14 protein-coding genes are annotated in these 20,012 nt (G+C 50.2%); 3 read left to right on the top strand and 11 right to left on the bottom strand.

The features are described 5' to 3' along the window. Window positions 1–26: 26 nt before the first annotated feature. The 8 genes from Pan241w_RS04580 to Pan241w_RS04545 all read right to left on the bottom strand — a co-directional run bounded on the left by Pan241w_RS04580 (window position 27) and on the right by Pan241w_RS04545 (window position 11,341). Window positions 27–710 carry a class I SAM-dependent methyltransferase gene (locus Pan241w_RS04580; protein ID WP_145211618.1) on the bottom strand — a complete coding sequence of 228 codons (684 nt, stop codon included), beginning with the start codon at window positions 708–710 and terminating at the stop codon, window positions 27–29. 88 nt (window positions 711–798) lie between these two features. After that, a complete protein-coding gene (locus Pan241w_RS04575) occupies window positions 799–1,443 on the bottom strand; it encodes a macro domain-containing protein (protein ID WP_145211615.1) in 645 nt (214 codons plus the stop codon). Between the two features lie 153 nt (window positions 1,444–1,596). Beyond that, window positions 1,597–2,079, bottom strand: coding sequence for a hypothetical protein (locus Pan241w_RS04570; protein ID WP_145211612.1), 483 nt, complete (start codon window positions 2,077–2,079; stop codon window positions 1,597–1,599). A 248-nt stretch (window positions 2,080–2,327) separates the two neighbouring features. Next, window positions 2,328–3,167 (bottom strand): alpha/beta hydrolase family protein, encoded by an 840-nt coding sequence (locus Pan241w_RS04565; protein ID WP_145211609.1) that lies wholly within the window; start codon window positions 3,165–3,167, stop codon window positions 2,328–2,330. 216 nt (window positions 3,168–3,383) lie between these two features. Then, window positions 3,384–3,773: a hypothetical protein gene (locus Pan241w_RS04560; RefSeq protein ID WP_145211606.1), complete on the bottom strand. Its 390-nt coding sequence runs from the start codon at window positions 3,771–3,773 to the stop codon at window positions 3,384–3,386. A gap of 73 nt (window positions 3,774–3,846) precedes the next feature. After that, the gene (locus Pan241w_RS04555; protein WP_145211603.1) at window positions 3,847–5,355 is read right to left on the bottom strand and encodes a glutamate synthase subunit beta; all 1,509 of its coding nucleotides are present in this window, start codon (window positions 5,353–5,355) and stop codon (window positions 3,847–3,849) included. 112 nt (window positions 5,356–5,467) lie between these two features. Beyond that, the gene (gltB, locus tag Pan241w_RS04550; RefSeq protein ID WP_198000320.1) at window positions 5,468–10,084 is read right to left on the bottom strand and encodes a glutamate synthase large subunit; all 4,617 of its coding nucleotides are present in this window, start codon (window positions 10,082–10,084) and stop codon (window positions 5,468–5,470) included. A gap of 267 nt (window positions 10,085–10,351) precedes the next feature. Continuing rightward, complete coding sequence (locus tag Pan241w_RS04545) at window positions 10,352–11,341, bottom strand: LysR family transcriptional regulator (RefSeq protein ID WP_145211600.1); 990 nt, start codon at window positions 11,339–11,341, stop codon at window positions 10,352–10,354. Between the two features lie 619 nt (window positions 11,342–11,960). Between Pan241w_RS04545 and Pan241w_RS04540 the strand changes: the two genes are divergently transcribed. Continuing rightward, window positions 11,961–13,208 carry a hypothetical protein gene (locus tag Pan241w_RS04540; protein WP_145211597.1) on the top strand — a complete coding sequence of 416 codons (1,248 nt, stop codon included), beginning with the start codon at window positions 11,961–11,963 and terminating at the stop codon, window positions 13,206–13,208. 108 nt (window positions 13,209–13,316) lie between these two features. On the opposite strand, the gene Pan241w_RS04535 is transcribed toward Pan241w_RS04540, so the two are convergent. Then, the gene (locus tag Pan241w_RS04535; protein ID WP_145211594.1) at window positions 13,317–13,550 is read right to left on the bottom strand and encodes a hypothetical protein; all 234 of its coding nucleotides are present in this window, start codon (window positions 13,548–13,550) and stop codon (window positions 13,317–13,319) included. Window positions 13,551–14,077: 527 nt separating this feature from the next. On the opposite strand from Pan241w_RS04535, the gene Pan241w_RS04530 reads away from it, so the two are divergent. Next, entirely contained in the window at window positions 14,078–14,401 is a 324-nt protein-coding gene (locus Pan241w_RS04530; protein ID WP_145211591.1) for an antibiotic biosynthesis monooxygenase family protein, read from the top strand. A gap of 16 nt (window positions 14,402–14,417) precedes the next feature. Here Pan241w_RS04530 and Pan241w_RS04525 read toward each other — a convergent pair whose 3' ends face one another. After that, window positions 14,418–16,823: a M1 family metallopeptidase gene (locus tag Pan241w_RS04525; RefSeq protein ID WP_232107460.1), complete on the bottom strand. Its 2,406-nt coding sequence runs from the start codon at window positions 16,821–16,823 to the stop codon at window positions 14,418–14,420. A 161-nt stretch (window positions 16,824–16,984) separates the two neighbouring features. Next, window positions 16,985–17,992 (bottom strand): glutamate cyclase domain-containing protein, encoded by a 1,008-nt coding sequence (locus tag Pan241w_RS04520; protein WP_145211588.1) that lies wholly within the window; start codon window positions 17,990–17,992, stop codon window positions 16,985–16,987. 654 nt (window positions 17,993–18,646) lie between these two features. Here Pan241w_RS04520 and Pan241w_RS04515 point away from each other — a divergent pair. After that, on the top strand, window positions 18,647–19,915 hold the full coding sequence (locus Pan241w_RS04515; RefSeq protein ID WP_145211585.1) for a c-type cytochrome: 1,269 nt from the start codon (window positions 18,647–18,649) through the stop codon (window positions 19,913–19,915). Window positions 19,916–20,012 lie beyond the last annotated feature (97 nt).

Below are 20,012 nucleotides of genomic sequence, written 5' to 3'. Positions count from 1 at the left end.
GCTGACGATCTGTTTTGCAACAAAAATCAGAAGCCACGCACTCGTAACATTTCGTTTCCCTGTTTCTGAAATTCATAGGGAACACGTCTGATTTCCACCTGATAACCGCTTAATTCCAAATGCTTTAAGACGTGTTCCAAGTGTCTCGATTTTTGAGACCCCAGTTCCAAGAGTGGAAAGAGGCGTACCTCCCGCGCCACGCGACAGAGTTCTCGAATCGATTCCAGATGAAAGTCCGCCGAAAAGTGCGCGCTGTACAGAAACAGAAAATGGGAACAGAGGGCGAGATCAAACTCCTGATCCGCAAACGGCAGCCTCGGCAAACCGGCATTCACATAGCGTTGTGCCTCAATCCCTGCTTCATAATCGGCCAGAAACTCCTGCATCGCCGCCCTGCGAATCTGTTCCAGCTCTTCTATCGATCTGATGTGCCGCCAGACAAACTCACGCTCGTTTTGCCGCGTCTGTTCCATCACGGTTTCAAACGTCTCCTCAATCCGCCGGCTGATCTCTTCCCGCGAGAACGCATACAACGGATCGACCGATACCACAAGTCCCCCTTGCTTGGTCAACGCCGCATTAAAGGCCGCCGGCCCATCGCTGCACCCCAGTATTCGCAGATCGAGTTCCCCGTCCGTGAGGTCAAACATCGCCCGATATTCTGCAAACGAACGCCCCCAGGGAACCACCTGTTCCAGTGTAAATCCCATCGTCGGTTCCGATTCTCTCTCAAAAAACGCACTTCATACGTCAACAGAGACACACGCCCGGGCATTTCACCACTATTTCCAGACGAGGCTATTTTTTCAATCGATCATGCCGTTTACGGATTTGTGATGTTGTTTCCGGAAACTGAAATTTGCCCAGGACCACATCTTCAATCGCAGCCCGTACCTGCCGGGCACATTGTACCGCGGGCATGCGTCCCACCCCCGTGCAAAGTCCCGTCAGCAACACTGTTTTTACATGTTCGCGGACCGGCTCTCCCGCATGCTGTCCAGAGGGAAAGACGCTATCGCGAATCAAAAGAAAAATCGCGCGGGCTGCCAGAAAGGCATTGATCGAGTTTTCCACGGGCATCGGCACTCGCATCGTCGGTGCCGCGATGAGAAAGGGAATCTCTGCATCGTCTGTCTCTACAATCATTGCTGCCCCGACCAGAAGTTCTCCCGCATGGTCCTGCTGAATCTGCGTCTGAACACGATCCTGCAGAACGTTTCCAAACCGTTCCAGGCAGAGCCGGTCGATGCCGCCGTCCATGAAACCGAAACTGTTCGCCGGACTCACAATCGCATCTGCATCATGATCAAAAATCGATCCACGATGAACACTCACAAAAGAAAGATCACCACACCAGCGCTCCCACGCCTGGAATAGAGGCTCATCGATGGAAGTCAATCGGATTTGCAATCGGAGCTTTTTCTGTAAAAGATCTGTTGGCATGGCAACGGTCCATATTGATGAGACAGCAGTGATCTGAAAACCATTATTGGCAGTTCAGAGCTGACACCAGAAGGACCTTTTAGGTTCAAATCAGGTCATTATCCTGATTGAATCCATGCAATAGAGAGCGAGACCGTCATCTCGACGGTTTTATTAAGCCCTTATTTGATGATAGAAAACACCAAGGTCATTTGGATCGTACCATTCCCAACTGGCATTCTCATACCGTACAAAAACTTCATTAGCTTGCAGGGCGTTCCACCAGATGTTTAACTTTGTTAGAAACAATTCGATCTTAAAGTCAGATTGTAAGTCTCCAGGAAAGAATGACAGTTCTACGGCACACAGATCTTCTTCCGGCCAATCTAAAAACAGCTGTAATTTTTTGATGAGTGCCGTTTCTGATTCGAAATATCCGCATATAAATCCAGCATCTCTTTCAAATAAGCTACATACTGCTTTCGAATCAAATTCAATTTCTACACCATCCTGGTCAAAGAAATTCCCCTTCTGGTAATCAGCAAACAGCAAACGGATCAATAGACCCACATTTTCATAAACTGCGGGAGTAAAGTTGATATCCCTATTACTGCCATCCTTGTCTAAGAGATATTCTGTGATTTTCTGATAATCCATTTCTGCCTTCGTCCTGGCTTGTTCTAACTGAATATTTTCGTTGTTCAGATTTGATGGCGCTAGAAAGGGCTAAGCCTCAAGCTGCTCCAGCCATTTGGAAAACCATGCGGCGGGCAGTTGGACTTTCGAAAATTCCAGGTTCTGTGAATCTTCCGGCGTGCAGGTATGGTCCAGAAATATCTGCCACTGCAGATGGAGATCAAGGGCCGCATCGGCGATCTCAATTCTCCATTTGTTTCTGATACCATTTAATGGCCTGCCGGACTGAAGGAGCAACCATCGTCATATGATCTCCCGACATGATCTCTAACTCGCAATTCTTGCCGGCGCGTTTGGCTTGTGCCTGGAACGCAATACTGAACTGATCCATGCCCCCCCCGTTCAGCATAAAGGATCAAGGGAATTTGTATGCTGCCCGCAAACGCCATCGGGTTCCGTACACGAACCTCTTCTGGGTCTCGAATATTGAAGACAAACTGAGCAGGATCTCCTTCGGCTGACCAGAGTGCCATATCAAGCACACCGCTCAAAGCGGCTGCCGCTTTATAATTTGAAGGTATCATTGCCACGAGAGTCGCCAGCACAGCCCCCACGCTATGTCCGGCAACAAACACCTGATCTGCATCCACATACGGCAATTCTGAAACGAAGCGCCCCGCGGCAATCGCGTCATCCACTTCGCCGTAAAATGCTTCATAATTGCCAGGGTTTCCATTCTCCCCACGCAGCATCGGCATCAAGACAACAAACCCGGCGTCAACAAACTGTGTCACATCGTCCCAATCAATCGCAGAGAAAGCCCACCCGCCATGCAAATACACGACAGCCGGGTATTTTTTCCCATCACCGGGATCGTCCGATAACCAGGCTTTGAGTCTCAAATCACCCGATGTGTACTCGACCTCGGTGACACCAGTTGGGGGAACAGCCTTTTCATACTCCTGAGGCGCCGGTCCACGTCTCGTTAGCTTAGTCGTAAATTCCTGACGCGCAGCTGCGAGATCAGTGCCGATGGACTGAGCCTGTCCCTCACATCCAACAAGCAGAACTGAAACGATCAAGGAAAACAGAATTGGTCTCAGATTCATATCATGCCTTACTAATTATATTTTGATACTCCGCATGCCGTTTCTGATGTAGTTTGTATCCGAATACAAAACATGCAACACTGATAAGTCACCCAGATATAATGCCAAACAAACAGTGCAAATTGCGAGACTGGTGCTACGTTCGTATTTCACGTCCAGTAAACGAACAACAAATCACGCCTTTCAGTCTTCGGACGAAAATGGCGTTAGAAAGGGCTAAGCTCCAAGCTGCTCCAACCATTTGGAAAACCATGCGGCGGGCAGTTGGACCTTTGAAAAATCCAGGTTCTGTAACTCTTCCAGGGTGTAGGTCTCTTCCAGATACATCTGCCACCGGACGTGCAAATCGAAGGCCACGTCGGCGACCGCGGGATCGATCGGGTTTTCAAAGTCGAACTGGGCCATGTGAAAGTTGTCGGCCCACCAGGCGATTTGCTGATGCGTATAGGGCGACTTCTCCCCCTCCAGCGCGCCGCGCAACACCTGAATCAGAGACTCTTTGGTCAGCGGCAGATCAATGACCTGGCAATTGGTTTCCGTCCATGAGCGTGCCTGCTGATTACGGTCCGGCTGTTCCGGATCGGGTTGTTCTTCGTAATCAGACATCCTGGAATTGCCTCGACGTAGACTTAGACAGTTGTGTTTTAAGACAATACAGGCTCGATGGCCGAACTGCCGCTTAGGGCAGTTCGGTGGCTCCCATCAGGTAACGGTCGCATTCGCGAGCGGCGCCGCGGCCTTCGTTGATCGCCCAGACGATCAGACTCTGACCTCGACGGCAGTCGCCGGCAGCGAACACGCCTTCGATGTTGGTCGTGTACTGCTCATGCTCGGCCTTGAAGTTCGAGCGGGCGTCTGTTTCCAGACTGAGCTGCTCGCTGATGATGTGCTCGGGGCCTAAGAAACCAAGTGCCAGGAAGACCAGATCGCATTCCAGTTCCTGCTCCGAACCGGGAACGACGCTGAACGGAGGGCCGTTCTCGACCGGCTTGGACCAGTCGACTTCACAGATCTTGATCCCTTTCAGATTGCCTTGACCGTCGTCGACAAATTCGACCGTCGACATCTGGAACATTCGTGGATCTTTCCCGAAGACAGCGGCCGCTTCTTCATGACCGTAGTCCACACGGAAAATTTTCGGCCATTGAGGCCAGGGGTTACTCGCAGCCCGTTCATTGGGAGGTTGCGGCACAATTTCCAGGTTAATCACACTTTCGCATTTTTGTCGCAGTGCGGTCCCCAGACAGTCATTCCCCGTGTCACCACCGCCGATGACGACGACTTTTTTACCTTCGGCGTTGATGAAGTTTTCGACGGGTGAATTCTGATAGTGCGTGTTTTCCAGGCCGGATTCCAACAGGCTTTTGGTATTCTTTGACAGATATTCCATCGCGAAATGTACGCCTTTGAGATCGCGGCCGGGAATCGGCAAATCGCGGGGCTTCGTGGCTCCGGTGCAGAGCACGACGGCATCGAAGTCCTTCATCAACTGGTCGGCGGTGATGTCCACGCCGATCGAGGTGTTCGTGATAAACTCGACCCCTTCATCGGCCAGTAGATCTACGCGACGTTGCACAATCCACTTTTCCAGCTTCATGTTGGGAATGCCGTACATCAACAGGCCACCGATCCGGTCGTCGCGTTCATAAACGGTGACACTGTGACCGGCATTATTGAGCTGAGCGGCAGCTGCCAGACCAGCAGGACCAGAGCCGACAACAGCCACTTTCTTGCCGGTGCGCACTTCGGGAGGATTCGCGACGACCCAGCCCTGATCGAAGGCGTGATCGATGATTGAATTCTCAATGTTTTTGATTGTCACGGGCGGCTCGTGAATTCCCAGTACACAGGCCCCTTCACAGGGAGCCGGACAGACGCGACCGGTGAACTCGGGGAAGTTGTTGGTCTTGTGCAGACTGTCAATCGCATCCTGCCAGCGACCGTTGTAGATGTGGTCGTTCCATTCCGGGATCAGGTTATTAATCGGACAGCCCGACGCCATGCCGGCCAGCGTTTTGCCGGTATGACAAAAAGGAATGCCGCAATCCATACAACGGGCACCCTGATTTTTGAGTTCGTCATCCGTCAGGTGATCGTGAAATTCGTTCCAGTCAAGAATGCGCAATTCTGGTTTTCTGTCGGCACCCAGTTCTCGCGAAAATTCCATAAAGCCCGTTGGCTTACCCATAGTTCTATCTCACTCTTAAAAATGTGTTCGCTTTTGATTCTGAGGAAGAAATCGTGTCTCGGAAAGACGTTCCTGCCGTCCGGATCAGGTCAGACAGGAACGATTTGTTTTGCTAAACGCTGGCAGCTGCTTCCGCCTCTTCAGCTGCCATTTCCAGCAAAGCCCGTTTGTAATCCACAGGCATCACTTTCTTGAACAACTCAAGCTCTGCGTCCCAGTTATCGATGATCGACTTAGCAACAGTCGAACCGGTAAATTTACGATGATTGTCAACCATCGTTTTCAGTTCGGCGATATCATCCGCCTCTTCCACTTGTTCCAGTTCGACGGTTTCCAGGTTACAGTTTTGCAGCAGCAATCCATCGGGGTCGTAGACATAAGCCACACCCCCCGACATCCCGGCAGCAAAGTTTCTGCCGGTTTCACCCAGAATCACAGCGCGACCGCCGGTCATATATTCACAACCATGATCGCCAATGCCTTCTACGACTGCCCGTGCCCCTGAGTTTCTCACGCAGAAACGTTCGGCAGCCTGACCGCGAATGTAAACTTCCCCTTCGGTGGCACCGTAAAGATTCACGTTACCAACGATGATGTTGTCTTCCGGCTCGAAGGTGGAGTCTTCAGGCGGATAGATAATAATTCGTCCGCCGCTGAGTCCTTTACCGACATAGTCGTTCGCATCGCCTTCGTGTTCGATGGTAATTCCGTGTGCCAGCCAGGCCCCCAGACTTTGTCCGGCGGAACCTTTACTGTTGATGTGGATCGTTTCATCAGGCAGCCCCTCTGCACCATGGTGCTTCGAAACTTCATGACTGAGCATCGTGCCGAAAGTACGGTCTGTATTCTTCAATTTCACATCCACCACGACAGACTCACGATTCTTAATCGCAGGCTGACACTGATCAATGAGCACGTTATCCAGAACCACTTCCAGACCATGCTGTTGGTCCTGAGTACAATAGGTACCCACATTCGGATGCGGTTTTTCAGCCAGTCTCAGAATTGGTGTCAGATCCAGGTGCTTCGCTTTCCAGTGTGCGATGCCCTCATCCAGCTGCAGCACATCGCTGCGGCCCACCATTTCATCCATGGTGCGGAAGCCCAGTTCCGCCATCAGTTCGCGGGCCTCTTCTGCCAACAGGAAGAAGTAGTTCACCACGTGTTCCGGCTGACCGGCAAATTTCTTGCGGAGTTCCGGATTCTGCGTCGCAATTCCCACAGGACAGGTATTGAGATGACACTTCCGCATCATGATACAGCCCATCGTAATCAGCGGACCGGTTGAGAACCCGAATTCTTCGGCTCCCAGCAGACAACCAACCACAATATCACGGCCCGTTTTCAACTGACCATCGGTCTGCAGTCGAACCCGGCTGCGAAGATCGTTCATCACCAGTGTCTGGTGCGTTTCGGAAATCCCCAGTTCCCAGGGCAGACCGGCATGCTTAACGCTGGTCAGCGGAGAAGCCCCTGTACCGCCGGAAGCACCTGAGATCAGAATATTATCGGCATGACCTTTGGCCACACCTGAGGCAATGGTTCCCACGCCGACTTCCGAAACCAGCTTGACGCTGATCCGTGCAGAGGGATTCGTATTCTTCAGGTCGTAGATCAACTGCGACAAGTCTTCAATCGAATAAATGTCGTGATGCGGAGGCGGACTGATTAAGCCCACACCCGGAGTCGAGTGACGGACCGAGGCAATGATCTTGTTAACCTTATGCCCGGGCAATTCGCCCCCTTCTCCCGGCTTGGCACCTTGAGAAATCTTGATCTGCAGTTCATCGGCATTGGTCAGATACCAGCTGGTTACGCCAAACCGCCCGGAAGCGATCTGCTTGATGGCCGATCGTTTGGAGTCGCCATTGTCCAATGGCTTGAAGCGCGAATAATCTTCGCCCCCTTCGCCGGTATTACTCTTGCCGCCCAGTCGATTCATGGCAACCGCCAATGCTTCGTGCGATTCGGCTGAAATCGAACCGTAACTCATCGCTCCGGTACAGAAGCGTTTGACGATTTCGGTAACCGGCTCGACTTCATCCAGCGGAATCGATTCGCGTTGCTTGAATTTCAACAAACCACGCAGGTGACATTCGCGTGTCGTCTGCTCGTTAACGGCTTTGGCAAATTGCTTATAGGCACCCTTATCGCCCGAGCTGGCAGCTGCCTGCAGGTTGGCAATGTTTTCTGGAGACCAGGAATGCTTTTCGCCATTGGCACGCCAATGATATACGCCGGGGTTAGGCAGACCGGGAACGCGATGCTGTTCCCGATGCGGATAACCGATGTCGTGCCGCATTTCGCATTCTTTGGCAACCACATCAAAACCGATCCCCTTGATTCGGCTGGCGGTACCAGCAAAACAGGTATCGATGATTTCCTTATTCAAACCAACGGCTTCGAAGATCTGGGCGCCTTTATAGCTTTGCAGCGTTGAGATGCCCATTTTGGCCATCACTTTCAGCATGCCTTTGCCCACCCCTTTGCGGTAAGCGGCGACAATCGAATCTCGATCCCACTTGGCAGCATCCAGTTCACCAGCATCCAGCGAATGCCACAATGCTTCAAATGCCATATAAGGATTGATCGCATCGGCACCGTAACCAAACAGCAGACAGTGATGATGCACTTCGCGGGCTTCGCCTGTTTCCAGTACGATTCCAATCTGCGTTCGCTGTTCATTACGCACCAGGTGATGGTGAATGGCGCCACAGGAAATGAGGGCCGGCAGACCAATTCGATCCTGGCTCACCGCACGGTCAGACAACGTGATCAGACTGAATCCGTCAGCGATCGCCTGTGATGCTTCTTCCCGGATTCGGTCCAGGGCAGCACGGAAGCCGGCTTCCCCTTCTGACTTGGGATACGTCACATCGATGGTCTTATTTTTCCAGCCACGATAATCCATGGATTTGATCGCAGCCATCTCTTCATTACTGATGATCGGTTCGGGAATCAACAACCGGTTACACTGCTCTTCCGAAGAATCGAGCAGGTTGCCTTCCGGTCCGATATAGCACTCAAGCGTCATGATGACTTCTTCGCGAATCGAATCGATGGCCGGGTTCGTCACCTGGGCAAACAACTGATGGAAGTAATCATAAATCAAGCGTGACTTATCGCTCAGACAGGCCAGTGCCGCATCGTTGCCCATTGAGCCAATCGGATCTTTCTTGGCTTTGATCAACGGAATCAGCATGAACTTCAGAGTTTCGAAAGTAAACCCGAATGCCTGTAAACGGGAGAGTAACTCAGACGTAGGAACTTCTTCCACTTCATCGGCAGGCGGAAGATCGTTCAAATGAATTCGCTGGTTCTGCAGCCATTCGTGGTAAGGCCGCTTTGTCGCGTACTTTTGCTTGATCTCTTCATCGGGAATCAGACGCCCTTCTTCAAAGTCAACCAGGAACATTTTCCCCGGTTGCAGGCGGCCTTTTTCTTTGACGATTTTCGGATCAACTTCCAGCACGCCGACTTCACTGGCCATGATGACCCGGTCGTCGTGAGTAACATAATAACGGCTGGGCCGCAGACCATTTCGGTCCAGCACAGCGCCGATACACTGACCATCGGTGAAGGAGACAGACGCCGGCCCGTCCCACGGTTCCTGCAGGGCCGAGTGATATTCATAGAAGGCACGCTTCGCGACTGAAATGGAATGATGGTTCTGCCAGGCTTCGGGAATCATCATCATCATGACTTCCGGTAAAGGACGGCCTGACATCAACAGCAGTTCCAACGCATTATCGAAGTTACCGGAGTCCGAACACTGCGGCTCGATGATCGGAAACAACTTCTTCAGGTCAGCCCCGAACAAGTCACTGGACATCATCCCCTGTCGGGCATACATCCAGTTGGCATTGCCGCGCAATGTATTGATCTCTCCGTTATGAGCCATGAAACGGCATGGCTGAGCACGGTCCCAACTGGGGAACGTGTTTGTGGAGAAGCGGGAGTGGACCATCGCCAAATGGCTGGTGAAGTCTTCTGCCTGCAGGTCCGGATAGAAGGGCATTACCTGATCGGGAGTGAGCATCCCTTTGTAAACAACGACCTTGCTGGAGAGCGAGCAGAAGTAGAACATCAACCCTTGAGGCAGGCTGCCTTGACGCAACTGTCGGCTGGAAGCCTTCAAGATGATGTAAAGCTGGCGTTCCAGATGTTCCTGATCAGCGATCTTGCCGTTGGGAGTCGAGATGAAGATCTGCTCCATGTGTGGCATCGCCCGCAGCGCAGAAGGTCCGATGTCGGCCTTTTCGGGGCTCACTGGCAATTCACGCCAGCCCAATACAACCAGTCCCTGATTCTGAACGGTTTCGGTGACGACCTTTTTGCAATGCTCTCGCTGGGCGGCATCGGTCGGTAAAAACACAACCCCCATGCCGTAATTGCCCTGCTCAGGCAGATCCAGATCCAGGTCCTGTTTAACAACCCGAGACAGGAAGTCATGCGGAATCGAAACCAGAATTCCAGCGCCATCGCCGGTATTTTCTTCGCACCCACATGCCCCACGGTGAGTCATGTGACGCAGCATTTCGTCGGCATCCAGCACAATCTGGTGCGAACGTTCGCCTTTAATATGGGCGACAAATCCGACACCACAACTGTCATGCTCGAATTCCGGATCGTAAAGCCCGTGAGCTTCCGGTAAACGCCCCACTTGAAAAATGGAGTTGCGTGCTTTGTTTTCGGAATCAATTCCACGTCGAACGGTTCGACTTGTCATCTTACTTCACCATTCAAACTAATGTTTAACTAAATCGATGCCAGTCTGGCATCCTGTTATCGCGAACAAACGTCGCACTCTGGTTTCCATATTGGCACCCTGTCCTGGAGAGACAAAGGCCTGACTCTTACCGGAATTCACCGGAACGTTTTCTGTCAAAGATCAACTATCGATTCTTCTGAGTCGCTTATCTGGAGAGTCTTCTCCTGACTCATAATCGCTGGATCCATCCGAACAAGAAAAAATACCTGCAGAGAAACAACCGATTTACTCTCGCGCTATCAAAGGACCGAATGAAAACGCATCCCGGTTCGAAGATTTCTCTTCGTCCGATGCATTCACCTCAGCCGATTCTCTGCGAGCGTTAGAGAAATTCGCGGGGTCTTCATGCAAGACTTCTATGAACTTCGACACCACATCGGGCGTCGATTTCTGTTTTCTTTGAATGATTCCAATCGGGCGAAACCATTCGACTTCTTCCAGGTGCACTACTTTCAGTGATTGATCCTGAACTTCTTTCGTCACCGTAGGCAAAGGCAGGATCGCAATGCCGGCTTCTGCTTCCACGGCACGTTTAATGTTTTCAATATTATCAAACTCATGAATCAACTGTACGTGAACACCAGCTTTTCGTAACCAGCGATCTATCTTCTGTCGAACGACTAATTCTGATGTGAATGCCACAAACGGCTCATCTTCAATGGCGCTAACCGGACACTGACCCCGATCTGCCAGCTCATGACTGGGAGGGACCACCAAAACCATCGGTTGTTCCTGCCACAGAATGCTGGTGAGATCTTTGTCCTCCTTCGGAAAGGAGACTAAACCCAGTTCGGCCTGATTTTCATAAACCCGCTGGTAAACTTCGTCCGGATGCAGGTAATCCAATGTAACCATGACATCCGGATAAAGAAACTGAAAGTGCTCCACATAATCATGCATTTGTGCTAATCCGACTGAGTAAATCGCAGCGATCCTCACTCGGCTTTTGGTTTGACCGACAGCCTGCCGTACGCGCTCTTCAACCTGCTCGAACGATCTCAATAACTGCTGGCAACCGTCAAAATAAATCGCACCGGCCGGTGTCAGTTCGAAGGGACGCTTGGATCGATCGATCAGTTGTGCCCCCAGTCGCTTTTCCAAGGCATGCACGGCCTGACTGGCTGCCGACTGGGACACACGACGAACCTCAGCAGCTTTGGAAAAGCTGCCTTGTACGACGACATCACAGAAAAGCTCGGCATTACGCAGATGCATGGAAGTGAAACCTGCCTGATTTATAAGGAAAACTAATAATAGCCGGTTTGAAGTATTTCAATTTCGAATACCGCACAGTGTAGGGATCAAAGACGCAGGAAGTCAAGCGCACGCAAGATTGAAAATAAAGCCCTGTAAACCTTACGAAAACACCCAATTACGCAAAACCATTATCAATAAACACTTACAAACACACCGTTTAATGAAACGTCAGACGAAAATTACTCCGGTCTTCAGAAAGACTCAAACCTCCTGAGTTGAAACATCATAAAATATTGCCTCTTCTGACCACTTTGTTTAATCCTGACACTAATTTTACACGTTGGGGGTATTAAATTTACTAATAGTACACAGGAAGAGCAGGCTCTATACAAATTCTGAACTATGCTTGTCATAAACTGAGTCGAATTCACGGCAGAAATAAACCGGATAATAGAAGCAATGGACTCAGTTTATGTACAAACAAAAACACAAATTTAGAAATCTGAAAAGACAAAACAGTTCGCAAACCTACTCAACTCGCCCGTGCAAAGTTAAGATCAACGGTTAATACTGCAAAAGAATACAGCTGCTCCTGTTCATCTCCCGTCTTTTCTTTCACTCGATTAAAGGAACTCTGATGAAGAAATCATTCTCATTTCTAACCTTACTTGTCCTCATCGTAACGCTCCCCATCCTCTCTGGCTGTGGAAAACCTGCAGAGCAAGGGGCACAAGAAGCAGCACAGCCCGCCAAACCATTAGGTCCGGCTGAATCAATGCAGGCACTGATTGACGGCGTCAATAACCAAGAGATGCAGGCCGTCTGGAATTTTCTGCCCGGCAGTTACCAGAAAGACGTTAACGGCCTGGTACATGAGTTCTCCACGAAAATGGATCCGGAAATGTACAACGGCACCTTTCAAACCGGCCAGCGGATTGCCAAGCTGTTGAAAGACAAGAAAGAATATATTCTCAAAAACCCGATGATCGAAGGTTTGCCTGTACCTCAGGAGAAAGTCGCCCAATATTGGGCTCCCACGGTCGGCATCCTGGCGGCCATTGTGAATAGCGACGTTTCCAGCCTGGACAAACTGAAAACATTTGATGGCGGGAAGTTTCTCTCCAGCACAGGTAATCAGGTGGCAAAAGACATCGTCTCATTCTCGGACCTGATTCCTACCAAAGAAGGGGAACTCAGTCTTTCCGAAAAAATGAAACAGACCAAAGTCAGCGTTGTTTCTACCGAAGGAGATACCGCGACGATTAAAATCGAAGCCCCCGGCGAAGAGCCTAAAGAACAGATGATGGTCAAAGTCGAAGAAAAGTGGATTCCCAAAACTCTGGCAGACAAATGGAAAACCCAGATGGAAGACGCTCACAAACAATTGGCCGAACTCACACCGGAAAAAGTAACCGCTCAGAAAGAACAGACACTGGCTGGTCTCAAGAAAACCAATGACATTCTGGCACAACTGGAAAGCGCGAAAACTGAGGAAGAATTTAACAAAACCCTCTCTCCAATTCTCGCTCCGGTTGCCATGCTCGCCCCCATGATGATGATGCAGCTAGGTGGTCAGCCAGCGATGGGTGGTCCGGGAGGCCCCAGCCTGGGAGACGGCAAACCCGCGGATCCGAACACTATGGTCACCATCGTGATCGCCAAGAAGCTGTCGAATGCAGATCAAGACCCGATTATTGAGGAACTCCTGCAATCAGCCGACGATTCTGACAACATCAATGTTGTTCCGACTGTTGAAGGGGAAACAACGATATTCGAGATTTCACCAGTTGCGGACATCGAGGGGTTTGCCAAGAAAATCAAATTTGGTAAGGCCACCAAGGTCGATCCCAAAACCCGCTCGATCACCGTGGAACTCAAAAAATAACTGCTGATTCCACTGCGATACACGAAAAAAGGCCACTTCCTGTGAACAATAGGAAGTGGCCTTACGTTTTGCTGGTTTGCGCAGCAATCATTAAATCGTCAAACGAAATCAGGCAGCTTCTGAAAGATCTTCGTCTTCTTCGCTGCAGGCTTCCACTTCGGAATCCAATTCTTCGTCTTCTTCTTCGTATACGAGATAGTAAATCTCGTTCATCGCTTCTTCCAGATAAGAACGAATATTTTCGCTGTCTGTAGATTCGATCAAGGTTTCCAGTTGTGCGACTACACGGTCGACTTCTTCACTGGTGATTTCTTCAAATTGCTCTTCGTTTTCTTCTGACATCGTTACCTCCATGTCCTGTGATTGACAACAATAAGCAGGAAAAGCACGAATTTATTTATCGGCCTTCCAAGCTTAAAGCATTAGCACTGCCCTGTGCAAAAATTACCAGACGAATCGACGAACTTTCAAAATCCGGGATTCGCCTCACGGTTCAAATTTTTCAATTGACTCTGTCGGAAAAGAAGCGAAATGCATCATCATTTCTTTTTCTTTTTCGAATCCTTCTTTGCGGTTGTTTTTTTCTTTGATTTCTTCTTTTTTTTCTCTTTCTTGACGGCCTTGTCACCAAAGATTTGGTCCCATCCTTTCGAGAAATCTTCTGTCGAACCTGTGTGGACCGTATAACCCGTCACTTGAGCTGCCTCCCTTTTGAAAAATACAATCGAATTCGAGTTTGCGTCTTAGGTAAATTATTTATGAAAGCAGAATTTGTAGCAAGCCTAAAAATCAGTAAACTCATTCTCCAGAAACGCGGTTCCAACAATCATTGAGCGCTTCTCTTTGTATTTTAAAACCAGGCGACCACCATGCATGAAACGCGAAAAATGCCCTGTTATGCTGTGATTTTTAGATCAACACAGACCGATACGCAGCAGGGATACGCGGAAATGGCGGCCCGAATGCAGGAACTGGCTCAGCAACAGCCCGGATTTCTTGGCCTGGAGTCCGTTCGTTCACCAGAGGGAAAAGGAATTACCGTTTCGTACTGGCAGGATCTCCCTTCAATTCGAAACTGGAAAGAAAACTCGGAACATCAGACAGCACAACGACTTGGGAAGCAGAAATGGTATCGGGACTTTACCATTGAAATCGCCAAAATCGAATCCGTCTCCCACTTTCCCCAAGACTGAATTTACGAAACCAGAGCTACTTTTTGTCCTGTTGCTTGTCTTCGTCCTCTGATGCTTTGCTCTTTTCTTTTTCCTTTTGTTGTTTCTGCATTTCGTTCTTCGACTTTTTCGATTTTTCCAATTGGAAAAAGGATTTGCCGATCGTACGAGGAAACTCATTGTTGGAAAGCTGCGTATCGGCGGTTTCCCGATGCGGATCAAGCGTCAGGCTCTTGAGCGGTTTTTCCGTTAAGATCAGTTTGGAAACACTCTGATTATTCCATCGCCAGATCTCTGCCGGAATCCGCAACATCTGTGTCGAGTCATCATCAAACGTCAGCTTTAAAATCACCGGCATCACCAGTCCGCCATGATTTTTCAAATCGACCAGATAAAAATAGTGCTGCGTCTCCAACAGTTTCTTTTCGTCTGCATCCAATTGCTTGAGGTGTGCCTCGAATTTTTTTCGATCGGCGTCGGTCACATCCAGATCGTCATATTCATTATAAAAATCTTTCAATTCCGGAAACTTGTCAGTTCGCTTGGGTAGTTTTTTATTCCGAATCTTGGACAGAGACTCGGGTTCTTCGTCGCGTTTCTTTTTTCGTCGCACTTTATCGACGTAAGGATCGCCGGTTTCCATCTGGTACTGCCGAACGTTCTCGACCGCGATATCAGTATGGTCGGTCGTATAGAACCAGCCACGCCAGAACCAGTCCAGGTCTACGCCGGAAGCATCTTCCATGGTACGGAAAAAGTCAGCGGGCGTCGGACGCTTAAACATCCACCGCCGTGTGTATTCCTTGAACGCATAATCGAACAGTTCCCGCCCCAACACCGTTTCGCGAAGCACATTCAACGCCGTCGCCGGTTTGCCGTAGGCATTATTCCCAAACTGCAAAATCGACTCGGAATTGGTCATGATCGGAACCTGATAGCCACTTTTCATATAGTTCACCATATCGCGCGGCTCACCACGGCGCGAGGGATAATCGGGCTCCCACTCCTGCTCAGTCAGAAACTGCAGAAATGTAGTAATTCCTTCATCCATCCAGGTCCACTGCCGTTCGTCGCTGTTCACAATCATCGGAAAGTAATTGTGTCCTACTTCGTGAATGATGACTGAGATCAACCCGTACTTGGTCCGTTTCGAATACGTGCCGTCCTTTTCGGGACGGGGACCGTTAAAACAGATCATCGGATATTCCATTCCCCCCACCGGGCCATTGACCGAAATCGCGACCGGATATGGATAAGGAAACGTGTATTTCGAAAATACATTCAGCGTATGAATGATGGCATGCGTCGAATATTTACTCCAGAGAGGCTCCCCCTCATTGGGATAAAACGACATCGCCATCACCGGGCCTTTCTTTCCTGGCAATTGATGTCCCTGCGCATCCCAGATGAATTTACGCGAACTGGCAAACGCAAAGTCGCGCACATTCTCGGCTTTGAACTCCCAGGTCTTTTTGCCTGTTGGTTTTGACGATTCGTTCTTTTTGGCTTCTTCCGGCGTGATCACAAACATCGGTTTTTGGGCGGTTTCGGCCTGCTTCAGCCGCTTCTGCTGTTCTGCAGTCAGCACCTTTTCCGGATTCTGCAACAGCCCTGTCGCTGCGACGACGTGATCGTCGGGCACTGTAATCCGCACCAGATAATTCCCGAACTCAAGCGTAAACTCGCCGCGCCCCAGAAACTGTTTATGCTGCCAGCCCGTGTTATCGGTATACGCCACCATCCGCGGAAACCAATGGGCAATCTCGTATAGAAAGTTTTTGTCCTCTTTGAAGTATTCATAGCCGGTTCGCGCGGGCCTGCTTTGAGAATCATTAATCAGATAGCTCCAGCTCACCGAAAACTGCGTGCTTTCACCACTGGCCAGAGGTCGCGGCAGATCAATCCGCATCATCGTTTTGATCACGGTGTAAGGCAGCGGTTCTCCTTTCGCATCGCGGACCGCTTCGATTTTCATACTGCCATCAAAGGATTCTTTCGCGAGTAACTGCTTCATCGATTTATATCCGACTTTACCCAGCGGCGAACTGGTGCCGGTCAGATGCGCGTCCGAATCAAATGAGAGAATATTGGTGTCCAGCTGCAGCCAGAGATAGCTCAAAGTATCGGGGGAGCGGTTGGTATAGGTAATTTTCTCCGAGCCGATAATTTTCTGCAGCTTGTCATCCAGCTCAACATCAATTTCATAGTCGGCCTGCTGCTGCCAGTATTTTTCTCCCGGCGCACCAGAGGCATTGCGAAATCCGTTTGGAGTCGGCAGCACTTCGTCTAACTGCCGGAACTTATCCTCCTGCTTGAATTTCCCGTTGCTCACAGCCTGGCCATACACGAGAGATCCCGATGTCAGCAACAGTGCCCAACACAGCAAACTGGTAAAAGGAGTCCATTGAACAAGAGTCCGGCAATTCGTTTTCATGAAGTTCATCACGGTCCATTTTCTTTATAATCACGCGTCAGGAAATGCGAGCAGAGAAACCAATATCATCATCACAGGCCCATTCTAACCTGTTTCATACCGTACATTGCAAGTGATTTCCCCTCGCCAGATCGACTTTCCTCCTGATGTCTTACGCCGGGAAACCGCATTTAGCGGGCCAGAATCTGGAGGATTCCTTCCCAGGGCTGCATATAAGTCAGAAACGGAAGCCCATCAACGGTCGGCTCCCGCTGCTTCGTCACTCCGTCAACGGCGTTGGCCTGGCTGACCATCGCTTCCAGAACAGTTTGCTGTTCATCTCTCTGCCACTCGAACAGAATCCCCGTTTCTTTTTTCTGAAGAGCGACCGCTGCCGCCAGCGCCGATGCCCCCCAGTTGCTGGTTCCTGCAACAATATTCCAGTCGGTTGCAATCCGGCAGGGAATCAACCCCGAATGATCAGAGGCGATCCGGCGGTCCAGTTCTTCCCAGGAAATCGCCCCCATGCCAATTTCATTGCCCCCATCCCCCACGCCAATCGTCTGGGCTTCCGGAAAAAACTCGGATAATCGCTCAAACATTTGATGCAGGGGAGCCGTGAACGCATCAATGATTTCGCCCCGCATATTATGACAGCGGTCAAAATGGTCCTGCGGAACCTTCGTATGAAAATCGCCCCGCTCTGTGCCAGGAGCCTCCTGCTGACCGGCCCAGGTCTCCGGCGTGTGGCTCGGCCCCACTCGTTCCACTGAGATTAAATGACTGATACTCTGTCGACCAAAAAACGACTCGAGCCAATTTTCTTCATCGGTTTGCAGTACATTAAATTGCGGCTTGGGATAGGAATACGCGTCTACAGCAGCGGACACGACGGGAGCACACAACTCATCGGTAACGACTGATGTATTGATGCCACATGCTTCCAACACCAGAGCCAGCAGAACTGCTCCCGGCGGGCCATCCGTTTCGGCAGCGGGAATTTCGGCAGAAGGAACGTAAAAACCTGTCGTAATCACGACTTGTGTGGAATTCTGCACCAGCGATCGGGTTGCATCCAGTAAATGATCCTGACAGAGAGGTCCAAACTGAACTTCTGAGTCAATCAGCCCCCGTTTACCTGGATCGCGACGAATCAGGCGATCAAATTCACGAATGATGTCTAAATCTGAGTTGCCCATTCAAGCCCATTCACTTGCACAGACGTGCGGAACACGGAATCGATTCGAGGGATCGCATGCCTGACGAGAAGTCAAAGTCAAACCACAATCGAATCTGAAAATCAAGGCGGAACTCCCTGTTTCGCCAGTTTACTCGGGTTCCTGACGAAACAACAGGCTGTACCGATTGAAAAAAAGAGACAAAGAAAATACCATATTCCACGTGCAATTCCCGCGATTGGGACCACTACCATATTGACCTTCCTGCTTGTGAGAAAAGGTTCTCTTAAGGGAAACGCTGGTTGTCAGAACGTCTGGGCATTGCCAGAATTACTTAAGTAATCAGGCTGTAATGCCTCCCACCCCGCGCAAGCAAACCTGTCAGAAAATGATTGCGGATTTGAACAGATCAGTCTCAGTTTTTTTCTTTACATTTTGGACATTGTTGGCGTTACGGGATCACCTGCAGACAGCAGGTGATTGGTAAGTACCTGTGGCTCTGTCGTATCCCGGTCTACGGGGGTGGAACTGTTTCCATCAGAGAGAAACCGGTTTTCTGTCATAAATATAAAGTGAGGATTCACTTCTGTGAGATTTGGGTTCAGTCGTCTAATCTTGTTGCTTCTCTTTCCGCTGATCAGCCTCCCAGGTTGCGAACAGCCGCAAGTCGAGTTCGTGTTCGCTAAAAAGACCAACGAGCTCATGCCGGAAGCCGCCAAGCCGGTCAAAGAAGCATTGGTGAAGCAGTTCGGCAATCCTTTTGCACTCACGCAGTTCGAAGGCCTGCCAACCAAATTCGGTGATGTCGAAGGAACGGTAAAAACCGTCGAAGCATCCGGAGCCGACCAGCCCCTGATCCGTTTTCAAGCCACCGGCCTGGCAGACTCTTATGACAAATTACAGGGTCTGCCTCTCGAATGGACGTCCGGCAAAGGGCAAGGCCACATTTCACGGATTAAAGAATACAACTTTGAGACCGGTACGATTGCCGTTGAAAAATCAGCCGAGATCGATCCTCAACCTGGGGATACCTTTAAGGTTGAATGCGTCCGTCTGCAGTTTGGCCGGGATCTATATAATCGGCACTGCATGCACTGCCACGGCATGAGTGGCGAAGGCACCGGTCCCACCTCGCGCTATCTGAATCCCCCGCCCCGCGACTTCCGTCTCGGCATTTACAAATACACGTCGACCAAGTCCACCAGCAAAGCTCAGGAAGCAGACTTGGAACGCACAGTGAAAGAAGGCATTGCCGGCACATACATGCCTTCCTTCAAACTCCTGACCGAAGATGAAGTCTCCGCAATTGTCAACTACGTGATCTGGCTTTCGATCCGTGGTGAAACGGAAAAGAAACTGGATGACGAGCTGTTTCTTGATTATTCCCAAGAAGTGTACGACGAACGCACCAGCGAAGAGGGTGGCGAGACACGCGAAGAGGTCCTCGAAGAGTTAAAAGAATTTATGGAACTCGATTTTCCTGATACATTGGAATTTGCAACCGATAGCGTCTCAGAAGCCTGGGAAGAAGCGAACGAAGAAGATGCTTTGGTCATTCCCAAAATGCCCCGAGTTCCGGATACGCCGGAATCCCGCGAGCGAGGCCGCAAACTCTATCTTAGTCAAAAAACCAAATGTGCCTCCTGTCACGGACCGCAAGGGCGCGGCAATGGTACGGCTACCCAGGATTTCTGGACTAACCCGGCAACCAACGAGAAATACAAAAATCGAGGACTGCACGATATCTGGGGGAATCAGCTTCCACCAAGAGATTTGCACCGTGGCATTTATCGGGGCGGCCGCAGACCAATTGATACATACCGCCGTCTGGCCGCAGGCATCAAAGGCACACCGATGCCCGCCTTTGGTGGTTCCTTATCGGATGAAGAATTATGGGATCTGGTCAACTACGTCATGAGCCTGCCCTATGATGGAAACCGCTGATTCCTGACAGACTGATCGAACGAACTACATAACTGATTTTCAAAATGACTTTGACAACCAATTGTATCCTCAACATGAAAACCGAACGGGAGACCTG

This window comes from Gimesia alba, from assembly GCF_007744675.1.
Lineage (GTDB): Bacteria > Planctomycetota > Planctomycetia > Planctomycetales > Planctomycetaceae > Gimesia > Gimesia alba.
The sequence above is the reverse complement of the archived record's forward strand: the minus strand, read 5'-3'. Positions and strand labels throughout refer to the sequence as shown.

Coding starts and splice junctions, on each gene's coding strand:
- Pan241w_RS04575 (WP_145211615.1), bottom strand. CDS start 1,443: ATGCCAACAGATCTTTTACAGAAAAAGCTCCGATTGCAAATCCGATTG.
- gltB (WP_198000320.1), bottom strand. CDS start 10,084: ATGACAAGTCGAACCGTTCGACGTGGAATTGATTCCGAAAACAAAGCA.
- Pan241w_RS04530 (WP_145211591.1), top strand. CDS start 14,078: ATGCATGAAACGCGAAAAATGCCCTGTTATGCTGTGATTTTTAGATCA.
- Pan241w_RS04540 (WP_145211597.1), top strand. CDS start 11,961: ATGAAGAAATCATTCTCATTTCTAACCTTACTTGTCCTCATCGTAACG.
- Pan241w_RS04545 (WP_145211600.1), bottom strand. CDS start 11,341: ATGCATCTGCGTAATGCCGAGCTTTTCTGTGATGTCGTCGTACAAGGC.
- Pan241w_RS04535 (WP_145211594.1), bottom strand. CDS start 13,550: ATGTCAGAAGAAAACGAAGAGCAATTTGAAGAAATCACCAGTGAAGAA.
- Pan241w_RS04520 (WP_145211588.1), bottom strand. CDS start 17,992: ATGGGCAACTCAGATTTAGACATCATTCGTGAATTTGATCGCCTGATT.
- Pan241w_RS04555 (WP_145211603.1), bottom strand. CDS start 5,355: ATGGGTAAGCCAACGGGCTTTATGGAATTTTCGCGAGAACTGGGTGCC.
- Pan241w_RS04525 (WP_232107460.1), bottom strand. CDS start 16,823: ATGAACTTCATGAAAACGAATTGCCGGACTCTTGTTCAATGGACTCCT.
- Pan241w_RS04580 (WP_145211618.1), bottom strand. CDS start 710: ATGGGATTTACACTGGAACAGGTGGTTCCCTGGGGGCGTTCGTTTGCA.
- Pan241w_RS04565 (WP_145211609.1), bottom strand. CDS start 3,167: ATGAATCTGAGACCAATTCTGTTTTCCTTGATCGTTTCAGTTCTGCTT.
- Pan241w_RS04570 (WP_145211612.1), bottom strand. CDS start 2,079: ATGGATTATCAGAAAATCACAGAATATCTCTTAGACAAGGATGGCAGT.
- Pan241w_RS04560 (WP_145211606.1), bottom strand. CDS start 3,773: ATGTCTGATTACGAAGAACAACCCGATCCGGAACAGCCGGACCGTAAT.